The sequence below is a fragment of the Neobacillus niacini genome, from assembly GCF_030817595.1.
Classification (GTDB): domain Bacteria; phylum Bacillota; class Bacilli; order Bacillales; family Cytobacillaceae; genus Neobacillus; species Neobacillus niacini_G.
The window spans coordinates 1,468,347-1,489,992 of sequence record NZ_JAUSZN010000001.1 but is presented as its reverse complement, the minus strand read 5'-3'; the positions used below and the strand labels follow the sequence as shown (position 1 = coordinate 1,489,992).

21 protein-coding genes are annotated in these 21,646 nt (G+C 40.0%); 18 read left to right on the top strand and 3 right to left on the bottom strand.

The annotated features are described in order from the left end of the window. The first annotated feature begins 7 nt into the window (after positions 1-7). Positions 8-175 carry a hypothetical protein gene (locus QFZ31_RS07445; RefSeq protein ID WP_307302125.1) on the top strand — a complete coding sequence of 56 codons (168 nt, stop codon included), beginning with the start codon at positions 8-10 and terminating at the stop codon, positions 173-175. 84 nt (positions 176-259) lie between these two features. Here QFZ31_RS07445 and QFZ31_RS07440 read toward each other — a convergent pair whose 3' ends face one another. Both QFZ31_RS07440 and QFZ31_RS07435 read right to left on the bottom strand, forming a co-directional pair. Next, positions 260-1,288: a phosphotransferase enzyme family protein gene (locus tag QFZ31_RS07440; RefSeq protein WP_307302124.1), complete on the bottom strand. Its 1,029-nt coding sequence runs from the start codon at positions 1,286-1,288 to the stop codon at positions 260-262. Positions 1,289-1,344: 56 nt separating this feature from the next. After that, positions 1,345-2,121: an arylamine N-acetyltransferase family protein gene (locus QFZ31_RS07435; RefSeq protein ID WP_307302123.1), complete on the bottom strand. Its 777-nt coding sequence runs from the start codon at positions 2,119-2,121 to the stop codon at positions 1,345-1,347. Positions 2,122-2,320: 199 nt separating this feature from the next. Between QFZ31_RS07435 and QFZ31_RS07430 the strand changes: the two genes are divergently transcribed. Further along, positions 2,321-2,908, top strand: coding sequence for a nucleotidyltransferase family protein (locus tag QFZ31_RS07430; RefSeq protein WP_307302121.1), 588 nt, complete (start codon positions 2,321-2,323; stop codon positions 2,906-2,908). Positions 2,909-3,073: 165 nt separating this feature from the next. Here the strand turns inward: QFZ31_RS07430 and QFZ31_RS07425 are convergent, their stop codons facing one another. Beyond that, positions 3,074-3,247: a hypothetical protein gene (locus QFZ31_RS07425; protein WP_307302119.1), complete on the bottom strand. Its 174-nt coding sequence runs from the start codon at positions 3,245-3,247 to the stop codon at positions 3,074-3,076. 297 nt (positions 3,248-3,544) lie between these two features. On the opposite strand from QFZ31_RS07425, the gene QFZ31_RS07420 reads away from it, so the two are divergent. The 16 genes from QFZ31_RS07420 to QFZ31_RS07345 all read left to right on the top strand — a co-directional run bounded on the left by QFZ31_RS07420 (position 3,545) and on the right by QFZ31_RS07345 (position 21,606). Then, positions 3,545-5,707 (top strand): xanthine dehydrogenase family protein molybdopterin-binding subunit, encoded by a 2,163-nt coding sequence (locus QFZ31_RS07420; RefSeq protein ID WP_307302116.1) that lies wholly within the window; start codon positions 3,545-3,547, stop codon positions 5,705-5,707. Beyond that, positions 5,704-6,180 carry a (2Fe-2S)-binding protein gene (locus QFZ31_RS07415; protein WP_307302115.1) on the top strand — a complete coding sequence of 159 codons (477 nt, stop codon included), beginning with the start codon at positions 5,704-5,706 and terminating at the stop codon, positions 6,178-6,180. Before QFZ31_RS07420 ends, QFZ31_RS07415 begins: the two co-directional genes overlap by 4 nt. Continuing rightward, complete coding sequence (locus tag QFZ31_RS07410; protein WP_307302113.1) at positions 6,165-7,037, top strand: FAD binding domain-containing protein; 873 nt, start codon at positions 6,165-6,167, stop codon at positions 7,035-7,037. Before QFZ31_RS07415 ends, QFZ31_RS07410 begins: the two co-directional genes overlap by 16 nt. Before the next feature lie 22 nt (positions 7,038-7,059). Continuing rightward, positions 7,060-7,851, top strand: coding sequence for an XdhC family protein (locus QFZ31_RS07405; protein WP_307302112.1), 792 nt, complete (start codon positions 7,060-7,062; stop codon positions 7,849-7,851). Between the two features lie 164 nt (positions 7,852-8,015). After that, complete coding sequence (locus QFZ31_RS07400; protein ID WP_307302111.1) at positions 8,016-9,158, top strand: GntR family transcriptional regulator; 1,143 nt, start codon at positions 8,016-8,018, stop codon at positions 9,156-9,158. 291 nt (positions 9,159-9,449) lie between these two features. After that, positions 9,450-10,751: an ABC transporter substrate-binding protein gene (locus tag QFZ31_RS07395; RefSeq protein ID WP_307302109.1), complete on the top strand. Its 1,302-nt coding sequence runs from the start codon at positions 9,450-9,452 to the stop codon at positions 10,749-10,751. Between the two features lie 64 nt (positions 10,752-10,815). Further along, on the top strand, positions 10,816-11,793 hold the full coding sequence (locus QFZ31_RS07390) for a carbohydrate ABC transporter permease (protein WP_307302108.1): 978 nt from the start codon (positions 10,816-10,818) through the stop codon (positions 11,791-11,793). A 13-nt stretch (positions 11,794-11,806) separates the two neighbouring features. Continuing rightward, on the top strand, positions 11,807-12,640 hold the full coding sequence (locus QFZ31_RS07385) for a carbohydrate ABC transporter permease (protein ID WP_179601188.1): 834 nt from the start codon (positions 11,807-11,809) through the stop codon (positions 12,638-12,640). 42 nt (positions 12,641-12,682) lie between these two features. After that, the gene (locus tag QFZ31_RS07380; RefSeq protein ID WP_307302107.1) at positions 12,683-13,561 is read left to right on the top strand and encodes a sugar phosphate isomerase/epimerase family protein; all 879 of its coding nucleotides are present in this window, start codon (positions 12,683-12,685) and stop codon (positions 13,559-13,561) included. Between the two features lie 20 nt (positions 13,562-13,581). Beyond that, the gene (locus tag QFZ31_RS07375) at positions 13,582-14,688 is read left to right on the top strand and encodes a Gfo/Idh/MocA family protein (RefSeq protein WP_307302105.1); all 1,107 of its coding nucleotides are present in this window, start codon (positions 13,582-13,584) and stop codon (positions 14,686-14,688) included. A 38-nt stretch (positions 14,689-14,726) separates the two neighbouring features. Then, on the top strand, positions 14,727-15,701 hold the full coding sequence (locus QFZ31_RS07370) for a Gfo/Idh/MocA family protein (RefSeq protein ID WP_307302104.1): 975 nt from the start codon (positions 14,727-14,729) through the stop codon (positions 15,699-15,701). A 13-nt stretch (positions 15,702-15,714) separates the two neighbouring features. Then, on the top strand, positions 15,715-16,800 hold the full coding sequence (locus QFZ31_RS07365) for a Gfo/Idh/MocA family protein (protein WP_307302102.1): 1,086 nt from the start codon (positions 15,715-15,717) through the stop codon (positions 16,798-16,800). 579 nt (positions 16,801-17,379) lie between these two features. After that, a complete protein-coding gene (locus QFZ31_RS07360; RefSeq protein WP_307302100.1) occupies positions 17,380-18,297 on the top strand; it encodes an ArsR/SmtB family transcription factor in 918 nt (305 codons plus the stop codon). Between the two features lie 198 nt (positions 18,298-18,495). Then, a complete protein-coding gene (locus QFZ31_RS07355) occupies positions 18,496-19,764 on the top strand; it encodes an extracellular solute-binding protein (RefSeq protein ID WP_307302098.1) in 1,269 nt (422 codons plus the stop codon). Between the two features lie 110 nt (positions 19,765-19,874). Next, entirely contained in the window at positions 19,875-20,777 is a 903-nt protein-coding gene (locus QFZ31_RS07350; RefSeq protein WP_307302097.1) for a carbohydrate ABC transporter permease, read from the top strand. Position 20,778: 1 nt separating this feature from the next. Beyond that, positions 20,779-21,606, top strand: a complete 828-nt coding sequence (locus tag QFZ31_RS07345) for a carbohydrate ABC transporter permease (RefSeq protein ID WP_307302094.1) — start codon at positions 20,779-20,781, stop codon at positions 21,604-21,606. The last annotated feature ends 40 nt before the right edge of the window (positions 21,607-21,646 follow it).

Here is a 21,646-nt window from a genome sequence, read left to right as displayed (position 1 = left end):
GGTACTAATGGCAGGAGATGAACATGTACTGGACTTGATTCATATCGTTTTAGCTATTCTTTGGATATGGATATTTCTTAAAAATAAACGAAAGCGCAGATTAAACTACATACATTTCATGCTGCTGCTTTTTGCTGTGGGAATATTGTTTCAATCAATATTGAAGTGGACATAGGGTTCCATGTGGACGGTTCTAATGGTTTAGCTTAAACAAAAAGGTTGATCGATAGAACCGTCCACATAGTTTTCAGGTTTTTAACTACTTTACATCTAACATATTATCAGTACATAAGGTGATCAGCTTGTTTTTATTATCCATAATCCAATTACATCGTATCGCACACTTTTGAATATATTCCTTAACAATGTCAAGGGAGCTGACCTGATCCAAATAACGACCAAAAAAATGAATGAATACGTCGAGACTCCTCAGTTGGATGAGGGTGGGAACAGCTTCAATTTCAGCTTCTGTTAATTTTAGTGATTGCCCATAACCGGAAAGAAATGAATGAATATTTGCCCAAGTAGTGGTTGCTTCTTCGCTAGGTTGGATGAAGTCTGATAAGCAAACAGCCAGCTCCATCACCCGTAAATCGTTTGTAACAAATTCAAAATCGAGAACAGCTGACACAATACCATCTTCATTGACAAGAATGTTGGACGCGTTCATATCGCCGTGGACAAGCTGATGTGGCAATTGTCTTAATGTTGGAACTTGCTCCATAAAAGAAATCAGCTGTTTATAAATAACTAGTAAATCTGGTGTCTGTTCTGAAAATTCGCTAGGAGGTTTTTTGCAAAAGTTTAATACATCCTGTAAAGAACAACTAGGATGAGTACTATCAATCTCATAATATGGTCGGTAGGCAGGGCGCTGATTGATTTGTACATATGCTAATGAAGCTGAACATAGACCAGCAGTTCTCCCATAGGAATGAATTTCTTCCAATTTTTCCAGAGCAGGGTTTACACCATCCAAGTACCGAAATAAACCGGCAATCTTTCCATCCCTTGTTCGAACAAACGTTTTTCCATTCCTTGTTTGGATGGGCTTGGGTATAGAAAAAGGTAGAGGCATTTCTGCTAAAGCAACTAAAATAGCATGTTCATACTTCACCTTATCTACATCCTGATGGGTTTCGTAAACGCGGAGTACATATTGTTCATGATCAACACGAACAAATCGGGTCGTATTGTTTGCACCACTTTGACCAACCCTTGATACCCAGCTGCCTGCCGGAAAGTAATGTGCCAGTATTTCATCAATGTGTTTATTGTTATGTACCATTATAATCGTAATCCTTTGCTATTTTTGTAGAACTCAAGACTCCATGGGGGCGGTTCTTAAAGTTTAAAATAGTCTTTTCTTATTTCATTGAATCGTTTTTCATCGATGTTTTCCTTATTCAATGTACGATCGATCCATTGTATAAACGAAGTGTCAGTTAATGTTATGTTTCCTTTATCTGTTATCTTTGTGATTAAAGGTTTCTTATTAAATGCAGATTCAGGATGTTCCACGATAATTCTTTGAACTTCATTTAATTCAGATATATTTTGAATCGACTCTTTTGAATTAAAAGCGTAACCTATTTTCCAATCCTCATCTTTGCTATTTAATTTCAGATACAAAATATAATCTCCATGTTCCCTGTCTGCTCGTTCCACTCTAAATTCTCCATTACTAGAGGCAACAGTCTCTCCGCTTAACGGAATAGGTTTTAATGGTAAATTCCCTCCGAAACCAGTATCAACAAGATAGATCTGCCCATTATGAGCAATAAGATTGAGCACATGAGTATTCCCAGTCCCACTCCATTGTTGATTCATATGATTATAAGTGACTCCGCGGACTAGGGAGGGGTTAAAGCCATTTTCGGACAAGAAAAGGAAAAGAATTGTATTAAGTTCGTAACAAAGCCCGCCTTCGTTTTGTTGAAGTAATTTACTCGTTAAATTTTCTTTTGTAATTTCCTTCGTTCTTTTTTCGATAATACATAAATTCTCAAAAGGAATGGTCTTTGCAGTTTTTTCAAGTACTGTATCTAAATATTCAAACGTGATTTTTTTATCTTGAGCGATACCTACTCTATCACGAAATAATTCGTTTACGTTGTTCATTCCACTTCCTCCTTGGTATTACCTATGTTCAATAATAGCAAAAAGCTCCCTGTAACCCAAATAAGAAATAATCTTAGGCAGACTAAAAGTGTTAATGATAAAATAATGGAAAACTCCAGAGGGACAGTTTCTCTTGGCTTGATTAAACAAAAGGTAGATCCACTGGAACCGTCCCCATGGCCATAGCGAGGTGAGTATAATGGAAGCAATCGTCTTAGCTGCTGGATATTCCAGTCGCGCGAATGCATTTAAAATGATGTTGCCTCTCGGGCAAAAGACTGTGTTGGAGTATACGATTTCTAAATTTGAAGGAGTATGCAGCAGAGTCATCGTCGTAGCTGGGTTTCATGCTGAGTTTATTAAAGAGGAAATCGAAAAAATCAATAAAAAAAATTGTTATTCATTTCAGTTAAAGTTTGTTTACAATGAAAACTTTAACCAAGGAATGTTCAGCTCCATCCAAAAGGGATGCACCGAGGTAAATGTCCCAACCTTCTTTATGACACCCGGAGATTGTCCGCTTGTTAAAAGGGAGACAATTCAGCTGCTAGCGGAACACAAAGGGGATGTTGTGATTCCTAGCTTTCATTATAAAGGTGGTCACCCTATTAAATTATCAAGAATAGTAAAACAAAAAATTTTCGAAACCGATCCGGAAAGTAATTTGCGTATGGTGCTCAATGGTTTCAATAAGGAGTACCTCTGTGTAGATGACCAGGGGGTAATCATGGATGTAGATACTCAGGAAGATTACCAACAAGCCATTGATTATTATAATAAAACGTAAGTTTCACGGTATTTTCCCGTTTTATCAATCATTATTTAAAAATATAAATTTAAAGGAGAACACATTTCCGTAACCAGCGAATGAGTTCTCCTTTATTTATCTTCTCTTAATCTTAATAAGATCATATGTGTAGGATTTTTCCTCTCAATCTATTTTAAACAAAGGTTAATCCGTATATCTAACACCTTTTAAAATCATATTGACCTTTAATCTAGTATCTTGGACAATAGTTTTTCGAAGTTCCTTTGCTTTTTTGAAGGCTTCCGTCATTCCTGATGCTATGATCTTTATTTCTTTGTTACCCACCGGTTCTTCAAGAAGAAAAATATATTCTTTCATGCTGTTTCACCTCTCAAGTTGTAATTCTAATATAATTATAAATGATTTTGAAAGCGATTTCCACATTATTTTGTGAACGTTTTCACTTTTTTGCCCGATGAAACGTTAAATCAAAATTCTTTGTCATGATCCCTTACACAGTTAAGTAATGTTCCCCGACTTTAAAATATAATGAAAAGAACGAATTTCTTGGATGAAATTTATCATAAAACATCATGCTGATTTATAAAATCGTAGGAAGAGGTTCTATTAATCTTGTATCTTCTTTAAAAATGAGTCGAAGGGTGTTGTTGGAACATGAATCTTAAAAACATAAGCACCTCAGTGCCCAAAAAGGACCATAAAGGTAAGGTATCTGGCCAGTTGGCTTATATTAGTGATATGAAAGTGGGAAATATGGTTTATGGTGTTTTGTATCGTTCGCCCATTGCTTATGGAAAAATCAAATCTATACAACTGCCAGACCTTCCTGAAGGATATGAAGCGGTTGGTGCAGAGCATATCCCCGGACCGAATTATGTCAAAATTATTAAAGAAGATCAGCCCATATTTGCCAATGAGTGGGTGAATTATATTGGTGAGCCGATTCTCATGCTCGTTGGAAAAGACCTTGATATCTTATACCGTTTACTGGATGAAGTGAACATGGAATTGGAAGAACATCAGGCGATTTTTACATTGGACGAAGCAATCAAACAAAAGTCATCACCCGGGGTAACTATGGCAAGCTATGAATTTGGGGAAAGCTTAGAAAGCATTTCAGCCATTGAGCAGGGTGCATGTCAAATTATCGAAGAAGAATATAATACGGGATATCAGGAGCATGTTTACCTTGAACCGCAAGGAATGCTGGGCATATATAAGGAAGATGAAATTGTAGTCCAGGGATCGATGCAGTGTCTCTACTATATAAAAAATGCATTGATAACCGCTTTAGCGTGTGGTGATGATGATGTTAGGGTGGTTCAAAGCCCAACTGGCGGTGGTTTCGGGGGCAAGGAAGAGTTTCCTTCGATGATGGCCTGTCATGTAGCCGTTGCCGCAAAGGCGGTCAAGAAATCTGTCATGCTCGTGTTCGACCGTTCTGAGGATATGGTCGTCACTACGAAAAGACATCCGGCCAAACTCACATATCGAACAGCACTTGATAAGGAAGGAAATATCATGAGCATGTGTGTAGAGGTATTTCTCGATGGCGGAGCGAATGTGGGATTGAGCTCAGTCGTACTGCAGCGCGCCTTACTAAACAGTGCTGGTGTGTATAAAATTCCGCATTTTCATGCAAAAGGCTATGTCTTAAAAACCAATACTGTACCGAACGGTGCCTTCAGAGGCTTTGGTGCGCCGCAAAGCTTTGCGGGAATCGAAAGTCATATTGGCCATCTTAGTAAACTAGCAAACATCGACCCGGTTGACTATAAACGTAAATACCTCGTTAAACAGGGAGACCCCACGATCACCAAAGGAAATTTCCGCGATCCAATATTAATGGAAGATATGATTGAGGATTTGCTAAAAGCGTCGGATTACAAACAGAAAAAAGGAGAGTTTCAAACATTTAATCAACAAAATCAGCGCTATAAAAAAGGCATGGGAACATCCTTGTTCCTCCACGGGTGTGGATTTACAGGCAGTGGTGAACGAGATCACATAAAAGCAAAGGTCAAGCTCTATAAATCTAAAGACGATCAGGTATCACTTAAAATATCAAATTCTGACATGGGACAAGGCATTTTGACAACTCTGAGTAAAATCGTCGCCAAAGAACTAGACATCCCATACGAAGAAGTTTTGTACCCTTATCCCGATACAAAAGAGGTCCCTGACTCTGGTCCGACAGTAGCCTCCAGGACAACAATGATTGTCGGTAAATTACTTGAACGAGCGGCAAAAAAACTGAAGGCTCAGTGGCTGACAGGGGTGGAACAGGAAGTGACGGAGGACTATGTTCACCGTGAAATGATTCCATGGGACGAAAAAACCTTTACAGGAGATGCCTATCCGGCATATTCATGGGGCGTGAATTTTGTTGAAGTAGAAGTAGATACCTTAACAGGAATTGTAAAGCTGGAAAAAGTATATGCCAATTATGAAGTAGGAAAAGTCATTGATGACCGGGTGATGAAAGGGCAAATTGACGGTGGCTTAGCACAAGGTTTAGCCTACGGGTACCTAGAAAAAATGACCTCAAAAGAAGGCAGGATACAACAAAAAAGCATTACGGACTATGGGCCGCCGACTTCAATGGACGTGGTCACTATACAAAGCAAGGTTTTTGATAACCCGTATGCGGACGGTCCATACGGGGCAAAGGGTGCAGGTGAATTGACGTTAATCGGCGGTGCTCCCGCCGTCCAAGCGGCGATTGAGGATGCCTTACAAACTTCTTTTCAACAAATTCCAATCACACCTGAAGTCATTATTGAAAGTCTTTGGATGAAAGAGGGTGAAGAAGGATGATAAAGTTCAACCTAAATGGAAGAAAAATAGAAACTGAGGCTCCTCCTACTGCAAGATTACTAGATGTTATAAGAGAGGATTTTAATTTAATTGGTACAAAGGAAGGCTGCGGAGAAGGAGAATGTGGAGCCTGCAGCGTCTTTGTCAATAACCTCCTGCAAAACAGCTGCCTGATTCCAATTGGCTCCATCGATGGAGCCGAAGTTGTAACGATTGAGGGAATCATGGAGTCAGATCAATTTAAGATTTTAGATGAGAGCTATTCCGAAGCCGGAGGAGTCCAATGCGGTTACTGCATACCCGGGATGGTCATGGCCAGTGCAGCATTATTATCCCAAAACCCACATCCTTCTGAGGATGAAATTCGTGAAGGGATATCCGGAAATCTTTGCCGATGTACGGGCTACAATATGATTGTTGAAGCAATCAACATGGCGGCTAAAAAAGGGGACGGCTTATGGCAGAAAAAATAATCGCCTATCGATTTGACCGTTTAGAAGAAACCTTGAGCCAATTGAATAAAGCAAACTGTGCGATTGTTGCCGGGGGCACCGATGTCATGGTCATGCACAAAAGTCGAAGGGGAGTACCGCCAAAAATTCCGAAACCCATTATTTTTATTGATCATCTTCCTGAGCTAAAACAGGTGAATCAAAATGGTAACGATCTCCATATCGGTGCCTGCTGTACGTATAGCGAATTACTCCGAGACCCGCTAATCCCAATGCCGTTGAAAAAGGCAATCAAAACAATCGCAGCCCCGGCGATTCGAAACAGAGGGACATTGGGTGGCAATATTTGCAATGCCTCTCCAGCTGGTGACACACTGCCTTTATTGTATGTATACAACGCAAAACTTTTGCTGCGCTCTGTTAATGGGGATCGAATCGTTCCGATTAGTGAATTTATTCAAGGTGTACGAAGAGTGCAGCGTGAGCCGAATGAAATTCTGACTGAAATTATTTTGCCGTCGGTTTTAGAAGAAGGTGCTCATGTGGTTTTTGAGAAGGTCGGCAACCGCAATGCAGATGCCATTGCCAAAGTAGGGTTTGTAGGATATATCCGGACAAAAGGTGCTGTCATTGAGGATGTACGCTTCGCTTTCGGAGCGGTTGGACCTACGATGATCCGTTCCATTGAGATTGAAAAAAAGCTGCTAGGTAAGACCATACCAGTAACAGCTGGGGATATTGCAAAGGTTATCACTGCCTTTGATATAATCATCAAACCAATCGATGATCAGCGTTCCACTGCTATCTACAGAAAAACAGTGGCTTTAAATCTATTACGTTATTTCCTTACCAGCTTGACACATAGTCAACGCATTTAAGGTTAAAAGGGGGAGCTTTTTTATGCTATTGATGGAAAAAGTCGCCATGCTGAATCGTCAAAATGAAACCTTTGCTCTAGCCATGATTATTGAATCGAAAGGCTCAACTCCCAGGCATGTTGGAAAAATGATTGTATACCGGGATGGTACAATTGAAGGTACTGTCGGCGGAGGCTTGGCAGAATACTTTATCATCGAAGAGAGTGTTAAAGCACTCCAAATCGGCAAATCGAAAATCGTTGAATACAAACTAAATAAACACGCAAAAGATGGAATTCAAATGAATTGTGGCGGCACACTTAGGGTGTTTATCGAGGTGTATACAAGCAGACCTGAACTCGTTCTGGCTGGAGCCGGTCACTTAGCACATGCGCTATCAAAGCTTGCCGATTCCCTTGAACTTCCATATTGCATTGTCGATGACCGGGTTGGTTACGCAACTAAGGAACGCTTTCCAAATGCCACAAACATTTACGTCAACGAGGATATTGAAGAGGCATTGCTCACGGCAAACCTAAATGAAAAGTCCTATGTGATCATTGTGACAAAAGATGGTGATGATAGAGTATTAAAAACAGCACTGCAATTTCCAATCCCCTATGTTGGGATGGTGGCAAGCAAACGCAAGGTGATAACGATATTTGAGAAATTAAAAAGTGAAGGTATCACAAAGGAACAGTTGGAGCAGGTTCATTCTCCAATCGGATTGGAAATTGGCGCGGAAACAACAGAAGAAATTGCGATAAGTATTATGGGTGAAATCATCAAATTAAGCAAGGAAACCAAACCTATAAAAGTGAAACAGTTAATTTAGAATACTTAAAAACGTTTCTTACATTATTGTAAGGAGCGCTTTTTTTGTTTATCTGAAATAAATAGAACATTTTAACTAGTCGAAAATAACTATATTGTTTTAATAGCATTAAGATGATATATTTATATATAATAAATATATCAACTTTAAAAGGTGAAATGCGTATGAGTACTCCCTTATATGAAAAAATATATGAATATATCATCGATCAAATTAAGCAAGGTCATTTAATGGAGGGAGATCGAGTACCTTCGGAAAAGGAATTGGCTGGAGAATTCGATGTAAGTAGAATTACATCGAAAAAAGCATTAGATTTGCTTGCACAAAATAACATCATTGAACGGATAAGAGGGAAAGGCTCATTTGTCGCCCATCAGCACCAAGTAAACATGGATTCCTCTCCAAATGACAACCAAAATTCCGTTCTTACACATAGCAAATTAGTCGCCCTTATCATACCAGACTTTGATAATGCATTTGGGTTAAATCTGGTAAAAACGATAGAAAAAGTTTGTATGCAAAATAATTGTAACTTAATTATCCGCCGTACTGGAGGGAACACCAAAGAAGAAGAAAATGCCATCATCGATCTTGTAAAAAGTGGTGTGGATGGACTCATCATCTTTCCGGTGCACGGCGAACATTACAATACAGAAATATTAAAACTAGTGGTAAAGGACTATCCAATAGTATTAGTGGATCGTTACTTGAAAGGTATTCCTGCTAGCTCCGTTTGTACAAACAATCAATCCGCCTGTGAAACCTTAACGAATTATCTATTCACGTTAGGTCATAAGGAAATCGCATTCCTTTCACCATCTCCTAGCGGGAATTCTACGCTAGAGGAGAGACTCCAAGGGTTTCATATTGCTTTTTCAAAGCAAGGTTTGAAAATGAATCCTGACTTTTTATTAATTGATCTGATCAGTTCCTTACCACAGTACGTGGATCACTCGGAAAGTAATATGAAAGCCGACTTTCATTCGATTAAACAATTTATTCTAAATAATCCGGAAGTCACGGCTTTTGTGGTGAGTGAATATTATTTGTCTTTAACGCTATTGAATGTATTAAAAAAGCTGGGAAAAGAAATTCCCGAAGAATATTCTATTGTATGTTTCGACTGCCCAGAGGACCGTTTTGACCAGTCGCTTTTTACGCATATCCATCAACATGAGGAAGAAATGGGCAAAAAGGCCGTTGATCTATTATTGAAGCAATTAAAGGGTGAGAAAATTCCCAAGCATACTGTGATAGATTTTACTTTGATCGAAGGAAAATCATCTGCGCCAAATCAGCGAATATAAATACGAAAGCAATCCTTTGTGAAAGGATTGCTTTTTTTGTTGCTCTCTAAACAAAAAAACATTAAAAATGCTTAAAAACTAAAAAGAAAGAATTTTCAAAAAGTATGTTGACATGTCCGTGTGTAGTTGGTAATCTATCAATATACCATTAATAATAACAAGTTATAGTTGTTATATCATTTCATTTAACTTTTTTTTAAGTATATTTTGAAAGCGTTTTTATTAATGGTCCAACTATGAAAGTACATAAAAAGGGATATGAAAATCTAATAAGAAAGCAGGGGGATGAACATGAAGCAAAAGAAAAAAAGAATGGGAGCAATAGCATTAATGATCGTGCTGACTTTATCTATGATTCTTACTGGATGCTCCTCCAAATCGAGTTCTTCAGAGAAAGGAAGTAAAAATCAAACAACAGTAACTTTTTGGCACCCAATGACTGATGTTACGGGCGAAGCGGTGGATGCAGTCATTAAGGAGTTTGAGAAACAGAATCCAGATATCAAAATCAATGCTGTCTATACGGCAAATCAAGGTGAAGGACAAAATGAAAAATTAATGACGGCCATTTCCGGTGGAAATCCTCCAGATGTCGCATACTTCGACCGTTTTGAGATCGGATCCTGGGCAGCGCAAGGATCTTTGGAGGATTTGACACAATTAGCGGAATCCAGCGGAGTTAAAAAGGAAAGCTACTATCCTTTTGCTTGGGATGAGGCCAGTTATCAAGGTAAACTGTACGGAATCCCTACCACTACGGATTCAAGGCTTGTGTATTTTAATATAGACCATTTCAAAGAAGTGGGATTAGACCCAGAAAACCCACCAACAACCATTGCTGAATTAGAAGCTGCTGCGGAAAAATTAACGAAGAAAAAAGGTAAGCGCTTTGAACGAATTGGCTTTATTCCATGGTTTGGCCAAGGTTGGTTTTATGGCTGGGGTTGGTCATTCGGCGGAGAATTCTATAATCCTGAAACAAATAAAGCTACAGCAAATGATCCAAAGTTAGTAGATGCTCTTCAGTGGATGACCGATTTTGCTAAGAAATATAATGTTGAGGATATCGCTGGTTTTACTGATTCACAAGGTCAGGGTGCCATGGACCCATTCTTAACGGGCCAATTAAGCATGAAGGTAAGTGGACCGTGGGAGGTTTCCGCAATTAAGAAATTCAAACCGGACTTGAAATATGGGGTATTTCCTATCCCAACTCCAACAGGTGAAAATCATACAACTTGGTCAGGAGGATGGTCCGTTGTCATTCCTAAAGGTGCGGAGAATAAAGAGGCTGCATGGAAATTTCTGAAGTTCTTCGGCGGGGAAGAAGGTCAAAAGATTTTCAGTGGCATCGCGAGAGACTTCTCTGTCATTGATTCCGTTAATGAAGAACTAGGTTATAAAGAAGACCCAATCTTAAAAGAGTTTGTTAATATTTTACCTGTTTCTCACCATCGACCAGTAATGACACAAGGCTCGTTATATTGGAACGAACTGGCCAGCGCGGTAGAAAATGCAACTCGTGGAAATGGAACGCCAGAAGAGCTATTAACAAAAGTGAATGAAAAAGTAAATAAAGAACTAAGTAAATAAGAACTTACTGGATAAGAAAGGGAGGAGTTTTTCTCCTCCCGGAACAGAATATTCGGGAGGAGCGGTGATTAATGTGAAAGGTAACATACCATTGGCTGAAAATATGAACTCTCCTAAAACAGGACCTAACAAACAAATAAACATCACTGCTAAGAAAAGGCTGGGTAATTGGGGGGAATACAAAACCGGATTTTTATTTGCCTCACCTTGGATTATTGGTTTACTGGTTTTTTACGCAATTCCTTTGTTTTCATCCATCTATTTTAGCTTTACATCCTACAGTATCCTTCAGCCTGGTGAATTCGTTGGTTTGGAAAATTACAAAAATTTAATGAATGATGAATTATTTTGGAAATCGGTTTATAATACCGTTTACTTTGCGGTGTTTTATGTCCCATTAGGAATCATCTTTGGTGTGGCACTCGCCATGATGCTGAACATGAAAGTAAAAGGGATGGCTGTTTACCGAACCATTTTCTTCCTTCCAACTCTAGTTCCACATGTAGCATTGGCAGTTCTATGGATGTGGCTGTTAAATCCAGGGTTTGGGCTAGTAAACGGAGTTTTAAGCACGATCGGTATTGATGGGCCGTCATGGCTTGGAAGTGAGACATGGTCTAAGCCTTCATTAATTCTCATGTCATTGTGGGGAATAGGTCAGGCAGTAGTCATCTATTTAGCTGGGCTGGGAGATATTCCAGAAGATTATTATGATGCAGCAGAAGTAGACGGAGCGAACTGGTTCCAAAAAACCTTTCATATTACAATTCCTCTACTAACACCAGTTATCTTTTTTAATTTGGTAATGGGAATTATAGGTGCCTTCCAGCAATTTACACTGCCTTACACATTGACACAAGGGAAAGGGACACCAGCCAATTCATTAACATTTTATGTCATGTATTTATACGATAATGGCTTTAAATTCTTTAAAATGGGCTATGCATCGGCCATGGCATGGGTTTTATTTGTCATCATTATGGCATTAACGGCCTTTGTATTTATCACATCCAAGCGATGGGTTCACTATCAAGGCAAATAAGGGAGGAGAAAAAATGGATGGAACCAGGAAAAAGAAAGTAACACGTTTTTCAGCACATTTGGTACTAATCATCGCATCGTTTTTCTTTATGATTCCATTTATCTGGATGGTATCAACGTCATTAAAACCTTTGACACAAGTATTTACCTTTCCGCCTGAATGGATTCCGAAGCCCGTTAAGTGGAGCAATTATATCGATGCCATGAATTATATCCCATTTTTTACTTATCTAAAAAACACCACCATTATTACCCTGGTCAGTACCATTGGAGCTGTATTATCATGTCCGATTGTCGCCTATAGCTTCGCGAAACTAAAGTGGCCAGGAAGGAATATCCTTTTTATCATTACCATTGGCGTCATGATGATTCCTGGGCAAGTAACGATGATTCCATTATTTTTATTGTTTGAAAAATTAGGGTTAGTAGGTACGCCTTATCCATTAATCATCCCAGCATTTTTCGGAATCCCTTTTTACATCTTCCTGTTAAGGCAGTTTTTTATGGGCTTACCTGATAGTTTAAGAGAGGCTGCAAAGATAGATGGCGCCAGCGAATTCAGAATCTATTGGCAAATCATGCTTCCACTAGCAAAACCAGCGGTATTGGCTGTAGGTTTATTTCAGTTCATGGCCAGTTGGACAGACTTTATCGGACCATTACTCTATTTAACCGATTCTGTGCAATACACTTTATCTCTAGGTTTACAGCAATTCCAAAGCCAGAAGGGTTCTGAGTGGGGACTTATGATGGCTGTATCAACGATGATGACAGTACCTGTTATCATACTATTCTTCTTTTTGCAAAAAACATTTATTAAAGGAATTACTTTTAGTGGAATTAAATAGGAATCTATTAATATTTATTTTAAATAGTAGGAGGTTGTTCATATGAATAAGAAAATAGGAATGAGAATTTCACCAAAGATCGGTGCCGAAGGAATGGAGTCTGTTGCAAGATTCGCTGCTAGTATTGGCCTAGATGTAATCGATGTTCCCGTTTATAACCAAGAAGTGAAAGTTGTATTAGAAAATGCTGGGCTTGAGGTCGGATCGATTGATGGTGTAGGAGCGGTTGGCAGCACAAAGCTCTTAAGCGCAGATACGAAAAGTCGTGAAGAAGCAGTGAACGCTCTAAAATCTCAAATGACAGAAATTTCTGAGCTTGGTGGAAAAGTTATGTTTATGTGTCTGGTTCCGGAAGATATTACGATGCCGAGAAAAAAAGCGTTTGAAATCTGGAAAGAAACCTTTCCTGCTATCGTGAAGCATGCGGAACAAGAAAACATTTATATTGCCTTAGAGGGGTGGCCGGGACCAGCTCCATATTATCCAACTTTAGGCTGTACACCTGAAATGCTAAGAGCGATGTTCAACGAAATTCCTTCTAAACATTTCGGAATCAATTATGATCCTTCCCACTTAGTAAGGCTAGGGATTGACCATTTAAGAGTATTGAGTGAATTTGGTGACAGAATTAATTATTGCCATGGTAAAGACACTGAAATATTACATGATGAACAATATGAGTGCGGCAACATTGCTGCCACCTTTGGAGCAAACTATGATTTTTCAGAAGGACCATGGAGATACACCATTCCTGGGCAGGGAGATGTAGATTGGGCAAAGGTGGCGGTGCGTTTAGAAAAAGTCGGTTATCAGGGTCCAATCAGCATAGAACTTGAAGATCATCGCTATTGGGGTTCTTTAGAGAAAGAGCAGCAAGGAATTATCAAGGCTAAAGAACATCTTGCTATTTATTTTAAATAAAAACACAGGAGGGCTTAAGGATGACAAGAACAGTGAAGGTAGCAATTGTAGGTTGTGGCGGTATCGCAAATGGAAAACATATGCCAAGTTTATCTAAGCTTAAGCATGTTGAATTAGTGGCATTTTGTGATGTACTGATTGAAAGAGCTGAAAAAGCGGCTAAGAAATACGGAATTCCTGGCGCAAAGGTGTATGAGGATTATCGTGAGCTTATCCAGGACGAAGCGATTGAGGTGATTCATGTCCTTACGCCAAATGATTCCCATGCGGAAATATCTGTCGCTGCACTTGATTCGGGTAAGCATGTGATGTGTGAAAAGCCTATGGCAAAGACGTCTGCTGAAGCACGAGCCATGGTTGAGGCCGCAAAACGCTCAGGAAAAAAACTGACAATCGGGTATAACAATCGTTTCCGACCTGATAGCCAGTATTTACATCAAGTATGTGATCGTGGGGATTTAGGGGAGATCTATTTTGCGAAGGCGCATGCGATTCGCCGACGTGCCGTGCCGACATGGGGTGTGTTTTTGGATGAAGAAAAACAAGGCGGCGGCCCATTAATTGATATTGGTACCCATGCCCTCGATTTAACATTATGGATGATGGATAACTATAAACCTAAATCTGTGATGGGTAACACTTATCATAAATTAAGCCAAAAGAAAAATGCTGCCAATGCATGGGGGCCATGGGATCCTGAGAAATTTACCGTTGAGGATTCTGCATTTGGCTTTATTACGATGGAAAATGGCGCTACCATTGTGCTCGAAGCAAGCTGGGCTTTAAACTCTCTAGATGAGGATGAGGCAAAATGCTCACTTTGCGGAACAGAGGGCGGAGCCGATATGAAGGATGGACTTAGAGTCAACGGGGAAAGCTTCGGAAAGCTTTATACCACCAATGTTGAACTCGGTGCTGGGGGAGTAGCCTTTTATGATGGTGATTCAGAATCAGATGCCGATCTAGAAGCAAGACTTTGGATTGATACTATTCTCAATGACACAGAGCCTGTGGTAAAGCCGGAACAAGCATATGTAGTCACGCAAATCTTAGAGGCAATCTATGAATCTGCTAAAACAGGAAAAGCCGTTTACTTCCAAGAGAAATCTTCCTTTGTTACGAATTAATGTGGGTTTTTAATAGGATTCCAAGCGGGGTGTAAGAGGTGGAAAGTGTTAGAGTAGGTATTATTGGAACGGGTGGTATTTCTAATGTGCATGTCAAACAATTGATGGAAATAAATACAGCTCAGATTGTTGCGGTAGCTGACCCAAGTCTGGAAAATCGCAAACAATTGATCGGAAAATTCAACCTTGAGCAGATTGTTGAATTTAACGATCATCAAGACATGCTGGAAACAATTCCGATGGATGCGGTGCTTATTTGTTCGCCGCATACCCTGCATTATCAACAGGTGGTGGATTCGATTCATCATGGATGCCATGTGTTAATCGAAAAACCAATGGCTTGTTCTTTAGATGAAGCAGAGCAGCTGATTGAATTGGCAAAAAAGGCAAAGAGGGTTCTCCAAGTTTCTTATCAAAGACATTTTGAACCGAGCTTTCTTTACATTCGGGAAGCACTCTCGAACGGAACCATTGGAAAGCTTACATCAGTCACCGCTTCTTTATACCAGGATTGGAAACACTTGACCACAGGTACCTGGCGGCAGAATCCATCGTTATCCGGCGGCGGAATGCTGATGGATTCTGGAAGTCACATAGTCGATGTACTTTTGTGGACGACGGGTTTAAAGCCGCTTGAAGTCGAATGTAAATTAGAGAAGCATTTAACGCATGTAGAGCTGGATTCTTTCACAACGATCCGCTTTGAAAACAATGTAGTGGCAGGTTTAAATATTGTAGGAAATGCTCCATGCTGGCATGAAACCTATGTTTTCTGTGGAGAGAATGGAGCAATTTTTTATGACAATGGCAAGATTGTTCTTCGCCGATTAGGAAATGAAGCGATTATCCCTGAGCTTCCCCCGCAAACAAACAATTCTGACAAAAGCTTTATCGATGCCATCTTAGGCAGTACCGAAGTCAAGGTTCCTGGGGAATTCGCTAAAGAAGTCGTCGCACTGACCGAACAGATTTATAGAGCGGCAGGCTATCAAGCTGTTACTTCAGAAAAATAACGGAGGAAAGAAGATGTCAAATACGGTCAAGATCGGAATTATCGGCAGCGGCGGAATTGCTGCTGCACATGCAAGAGCCTACAAGCAAATGCCGGACGTAAGGATTGTAGCTGTTGCCGATGTGATTCCAGGCAAGGCTAAGAAATTTATTGAACAGCTTGAATTAACAGAAGCAAAGGCTTTTGATGACCATTTCGAGCTGTTACATATGGATCTTGACGGTGTCAGTATATGTACCCCGAATGTGGCCCATCATAGCACAAGCATTGATTCCCTTAATGCAGGCAAACATGTGCTAGTGGAAAAACCGATGGCCGTAACCTTAGGACAGGCGATAGAAATGGTAGAAGCCTCCAAAATGGCAGATAGAATCCTGACGGTCGGATTTCAACCAAGATATGATCCTAATATGAAAGCCGTAAAAGAAATCGTTCAATCAGGTGAACTAGGGAATGTCTATTATGTTCAAACAGGCGGGGGACGCCGGCGGGGAATGCCGGGAGGAACCTTTATCAATAAAGAATTAGCAGGTGCCGGTGCAATGGCCGATATCGGTTGTTATTCCTTAGACCTGGCTTTAAATACGCTGGGCTATCCGAAGCCCTTAACCGTATCTGCCTATACGTCTAATCATTTCGGTACAAATCCTCTATATCATAACGAAGCGGATAGGTTTGAAGTAGAGGATTTTGGAGTGGCGATGATCCGTTTAGAAGGCGGTATTGTTTTAAACTTTAAAATATCATGGGCCATGCATATGGACTCGCTGGGGCCAACGCTCTTCCTTGGCACGGATGCCGGTTTGAAATTAACGCCAGCAGGTAACGGACCATGGAGCGGTGTATGGGACGGGGGAATCGGCTCGATTAGCCTATTCCATGATATTAAAGGGCACCATGTAGAATCTGCCATTCCTATACAAAGACATCAGTTAAATATCTTTTATGAAAAGGTACGCGACTTTGTTTTGGCGATTCAAAATGGTAATCCAGCACCAATTCCTGGTGAACAAATTGTAATCAATCAAGCAATCATTGATGGGATTTTACGTTCCGCGGAACAAGGTTCTGAAGTGAAAATCGACATTCCTGAATTTTAAGGCGCAAGAGGGACGGTTCTGATGGTTCAACTGTGATTAATACAGGTCAAAAATAACCATTAAAACCGTCCCCTTTGCTCTAGGAAACCAAGCTGATTAAGTAAAACAATTAAATAGATAAGTAGAATGAACGTTTCTTGCATCTTGGAAGGAACGTTTTTTTATTAATCAGTAATACTGTATTAGAAAAATATCGTTTAAGTACTCTATCTTTTGAATGAAAGCATTTGATTTAAATCCCTCGAATTTCTCCAAATGCCATTATGGGTTGAACAAATTTCCATTTACAGTATCTTACAAATTGATTATCATGATGTCGAGATTAAAAATCCAAGAAAACTACGGTAAACAAGTTCTTTACACTTCTAGACCTTTATATGGATACAATGTAAACTACGACACTAGCTAATATATTCTGAGAAGACGATATGTCTTATAATCGTATTAATAAGTTTAGTTTTAAAACAAATTATTGTAAAATGAAGGAAACACTATCGTTTTATTATAAGAAAATTTGCAGTTGAATTCATTTTCCTGTATTTTTATTATAATAAAAGGTGTAACAAAAGGGAGAACAATGTGAGAACATTACAATTAACATTACAAGAAGCGATTGAAATTTGTAAAGCGCTCGCAAATGAACACCGGATGGAAATGATTCGGTCGTTAACTGGCGGTCCCAAAAATGTGAATGAGCTTTCGGAGCTGTTAAACATCCCATTTTCTTCGGCAGCGGTGAATGTAAGGAAGCTGGAGGAAGCAGGTTTGATTACGACTGAGATCGTCCCAGGCCGCGGGAGCCAAAAGGTAAGTTCAAAGCGCTATGACCGTATCATTATAGATCTTGAGGAGAAGGACCCCGCGAAGGAAGATGTGTTAACCTTCGAATTAGAAATTGGCGAATACGTTCAATGTGATATTGAACCAACTTGCGGCCTCCTTAGTGAAAAGGGTATCATCCATATCCTTGATGATCCACGGTCCTTTTACGAACCGGAGCGGAAAAATGCCCAGCTTATCTGGTTTCGTTCCGGTAACATTGAATATCACTTCCCAAACAGGATACCATACGGAGCGAGGGTCGAGGAGATGAATTTCTCCGTTGAATTATGTTCGGAGGCTCCATATCATAATTTAGACTGGCCTTCTGATATCACCTGCTGGATTAACGGGAAAGAAATTGGCTACTGGACAAGCCCTGGAGACTTTGGTGGCGAGAGGGGATTTTTAACACCAGGCTGGTGGGAAACACATAATACTCAGTATGGTGTGTTAAAATATTGGAAAATCAATCATGAAGGCAGTTATATCGATGGAGTGAAAATTTCTTCGGTGACGATTGATGATTTGAAACTGCAGGAAAAGCCGTACATTTCATTGCAGCTCGGGGTAAAAAAAGATGCGAATAATCAAGGCGGGATTAATTTGTTCGGCTCGAAGTTCGGAAATTATGAACAAGGATTGATCATGAAAATCCAATATGCTTTAGCGGATTAATCCCGCTAAAGGAGAAAGCTGACTGGATGTTATTCCGGTCAGTTTTTTTATGATAAAAATATTATAATAAAAATACTTGATTTGTAATAATAAAACATGTAATAATAACCACATAAAGTTGAAAGCGTTTTAATAAAGGGTTACAAAGAAAAAGGACCTTTCAACCGAAGTTAATCTATTTCCTAGGGGGAAAACAGAATGAAGTCTTTTAAATGGCTAGTTTTATTGATTGCTAGTGTCCTGGTTTTAAGCGCTTGCTCAGGCGGCGATAGTGCTTCAAACAAGTCAAAAGATGGCAAGATTCAAATCTCATTTATCAACGGTTTCACCGGTGGTGATGGGGCATACATGAAAAAGATTACAGATGGATTTAATGCTTCCCAAGACAAGTATGAAATCGTAGAAAGCCAAGAAAAAGAACACTATACAAAATACAAATCCGGTGACTATGACCTTGCTGTCATTCATGGGAACAACCTAGAAACATACCGTCTTGATGGCATGATTCAGGATGTTGGCTCTCTGTATGAAAAAGCAGGTTTGAAAGAATCTGATTTCCACAATGCTGGAATGGATCTTGCAAAATTGGATGGAAAGCTTTACGGATTCCCGATTGATATTCATCCTTTAACCATGTTCTATAATAAAGAGTTTGTAAATGAAGCTCCAAAAACATATGAAGATATCTTGAAGCTGAATCAAGAGCTTCAAGCAAAAAATAAAGATCTATACGCACTAGGTGTACCGTCAACAGGTCTTGTGGAGTTTTACATGCTGATGATCGCTGCACAAAACGGTGTAGATCTGAAGGATGGCAATGCCTTGAACTTTGCGCAGCCTGAATTTGCGGATGCGCTGATGACGTTCCATGACATGGTCTGGAAAGATAAAGTTTCTCCAGCTGGCTTAGGTCTTGATGGAGAATTTAAAACCTTCATGAAAGAAGCAGAATCAGGCAAAGCAGTTCAATCAGCTGTTGCTCTAACAGGTCCTTGGTTCTATGGGGCAGCCAAAGAAAAATACGGTGATAACCTAGGAATTGCGCCAATTCCTCAAATCGGCAAGCAGCCTGCTGCTTACGGTAACGCTCACATGCTTGCTGTTTCCGCTAGTGTTAAAGACGAGCAGGTTAAAGAAGGTATTGCTGAGTTCGTCAAATATATGTTCACTCCAGAAAATCTGATCAACTGGGCAGATGGAGGACAAGCTCCTGTTCACTTAAAGACAATCGAAAAAGTGACCGCCGAGAAAGACAAGTATCAGATCGCGTACCAAAACTCTTTACAGTTTGATTCTTTTGTTGCGCCGCCTCAAGTGTATCAGTATGGCGAACAAATCCGTGATATGAACGAAAAAGTCTTCAGCAAGCTTGTAACAACTGGAAACCTGACAAAAGAACAATTAATGAAAGAACTTGAGTCTGCAACAAAGAAAGCCCAGCAAGTTGCTGAAACTCAACCGAAATAATTATGAAAAAAAGCTGAGTGGCGCGGGAATTCCTGCGCCATTCACGCTAAAAAACACGAAATCAGCAAAAGGTGAGCATTAGTTCTCCTACTTATTGGAGGGTGTATAAAATGCACAAAGGAACTTCGACAAAAACATGGGCATTCCTGATGGTTTCCCCATTCATACTTTGCTTTATTTTATTCTGGCTTGCACCAATGCTATTAGGGGTTTGGGTCAGTCTGCACAATTGGAATCTTTCATCGGGCAATAATGGTTTTATCGGTCTGCAAAACTACGTTGATATTTTAACCCCTGGCTCTCTCTATAATGAAGCGTTTATGCTGGCCTTGAAAAATACGCTAGTATTCGTCGTCATAAGCGTTCCTCCGCTTGTGATCATCGCTCTAGGACTTGCGCTCATTCTCGATCATCTGCCAGCGAAGCTTAAGCCGGTATTCCGGACGATTTACTTCGTTTCTTATTCGATTTCAGTTACTGCTGTATCTGCTATCTTCTTGTGGCTCTTCAATGAGAATGGCGGTTTTATCAATAATCTTTTGGTCAGTATGGGTATATTGGGCAAACCGATTAACTGGCTTAGTGAGCAGCCCTATGCTTGGGTGTCTGTTCTTATAGCGACCGTCTGGTGGACGATTGGATTCAATATGATGCTGTTCATCAATGCCCTTGATGAGGTTGATCCAAGTCTTTATGAAGCGGCTGACCTAGACGGAGCAAATGGGTTCAAGAAATTTATTTATATCACATTGCCTCAGATCAAACATGTCGCATTCTTTATCATTATTATGACTGTAATCGCGTCATTCAACTTGTATGGGCAGTCAAGGCTCATCACGGCAGGGGGTCCGGAGCAGTCGACTACCACATTGACCATGAGCATCCAAAATACCGTTTTCAGTATGAACCAGCTAGGTGTTGGTTCTTCGATGGCCATTTTAATGGGCATTATCATGCTTCTTGTAACTGCCGCTCAGTACTTTATGTCTTACCGCAAAAAGGAAGTGAATTAACATGAGACGAAAGCAAAAAAACATCATCGTAGTGACACTGGCAGTCCTAATCGCCATATTGTTTCTTTTACCACTAGTCTGGATGATTTTCACTTCCTTTAAAACATTAAGTGAATCCATGTCCAGTTCCGCCATCCTGCCAAAGGTTTGGACACTGCAAAACTATATCAATATTTTCTCGCCGACTAGTGATGCCCCAATCCTTCTCTGGGTTTTTAACACAGCTGTTATCACGATTATCGGAACAGTTCTTGTTGTTGCCATTGATATTCTCGCGGCATACTCTTTGGCCAGATTACAAGTGCCAGGTAAAAAAATCATCATCGGGACGATCATATTCGCCTTAACAGTTCCAGGCATAGTAACACTTTTCCCGGCGTTCTATATGTTTAAAAGTTTTAATTTACTAGACACCTTTATTCCACTGGTTCTGCCATATACAGCAAGCACAATGGGTGTGTTCCTGATCTACAACTTCCTTATCAGTTTTCCAAAGGATCTGGAAGAAGCAGCCTACCTTGACGGTGCTTCTCAAATGCAAATCCTGCGCCATGTCATATTTCCAGCCATCAAGCCGGTAGCGGTAACACTGGGCGTTATCACGTTTATGGGGATCTATAACGATTACCTTTGGCCGTCACTCGTGATTAACTCCAATGAAATGAAAACGATGACTCTCGGAATTGCAACGCTGATCCAAGGATCGAATTTCGTCAATCCCGCTGGAATGATGGCTGCGACCGTTGTAGCAACCATCCCGGCAATCGTTGTTTTCCTAGTGGCAAACAAATATTTTGTAAAAAGTGTAACGAACTCAGGAATTAAATAAAGGTTTGTTGCTTCAACATGAATAAAGCAGTTAAAGGAGA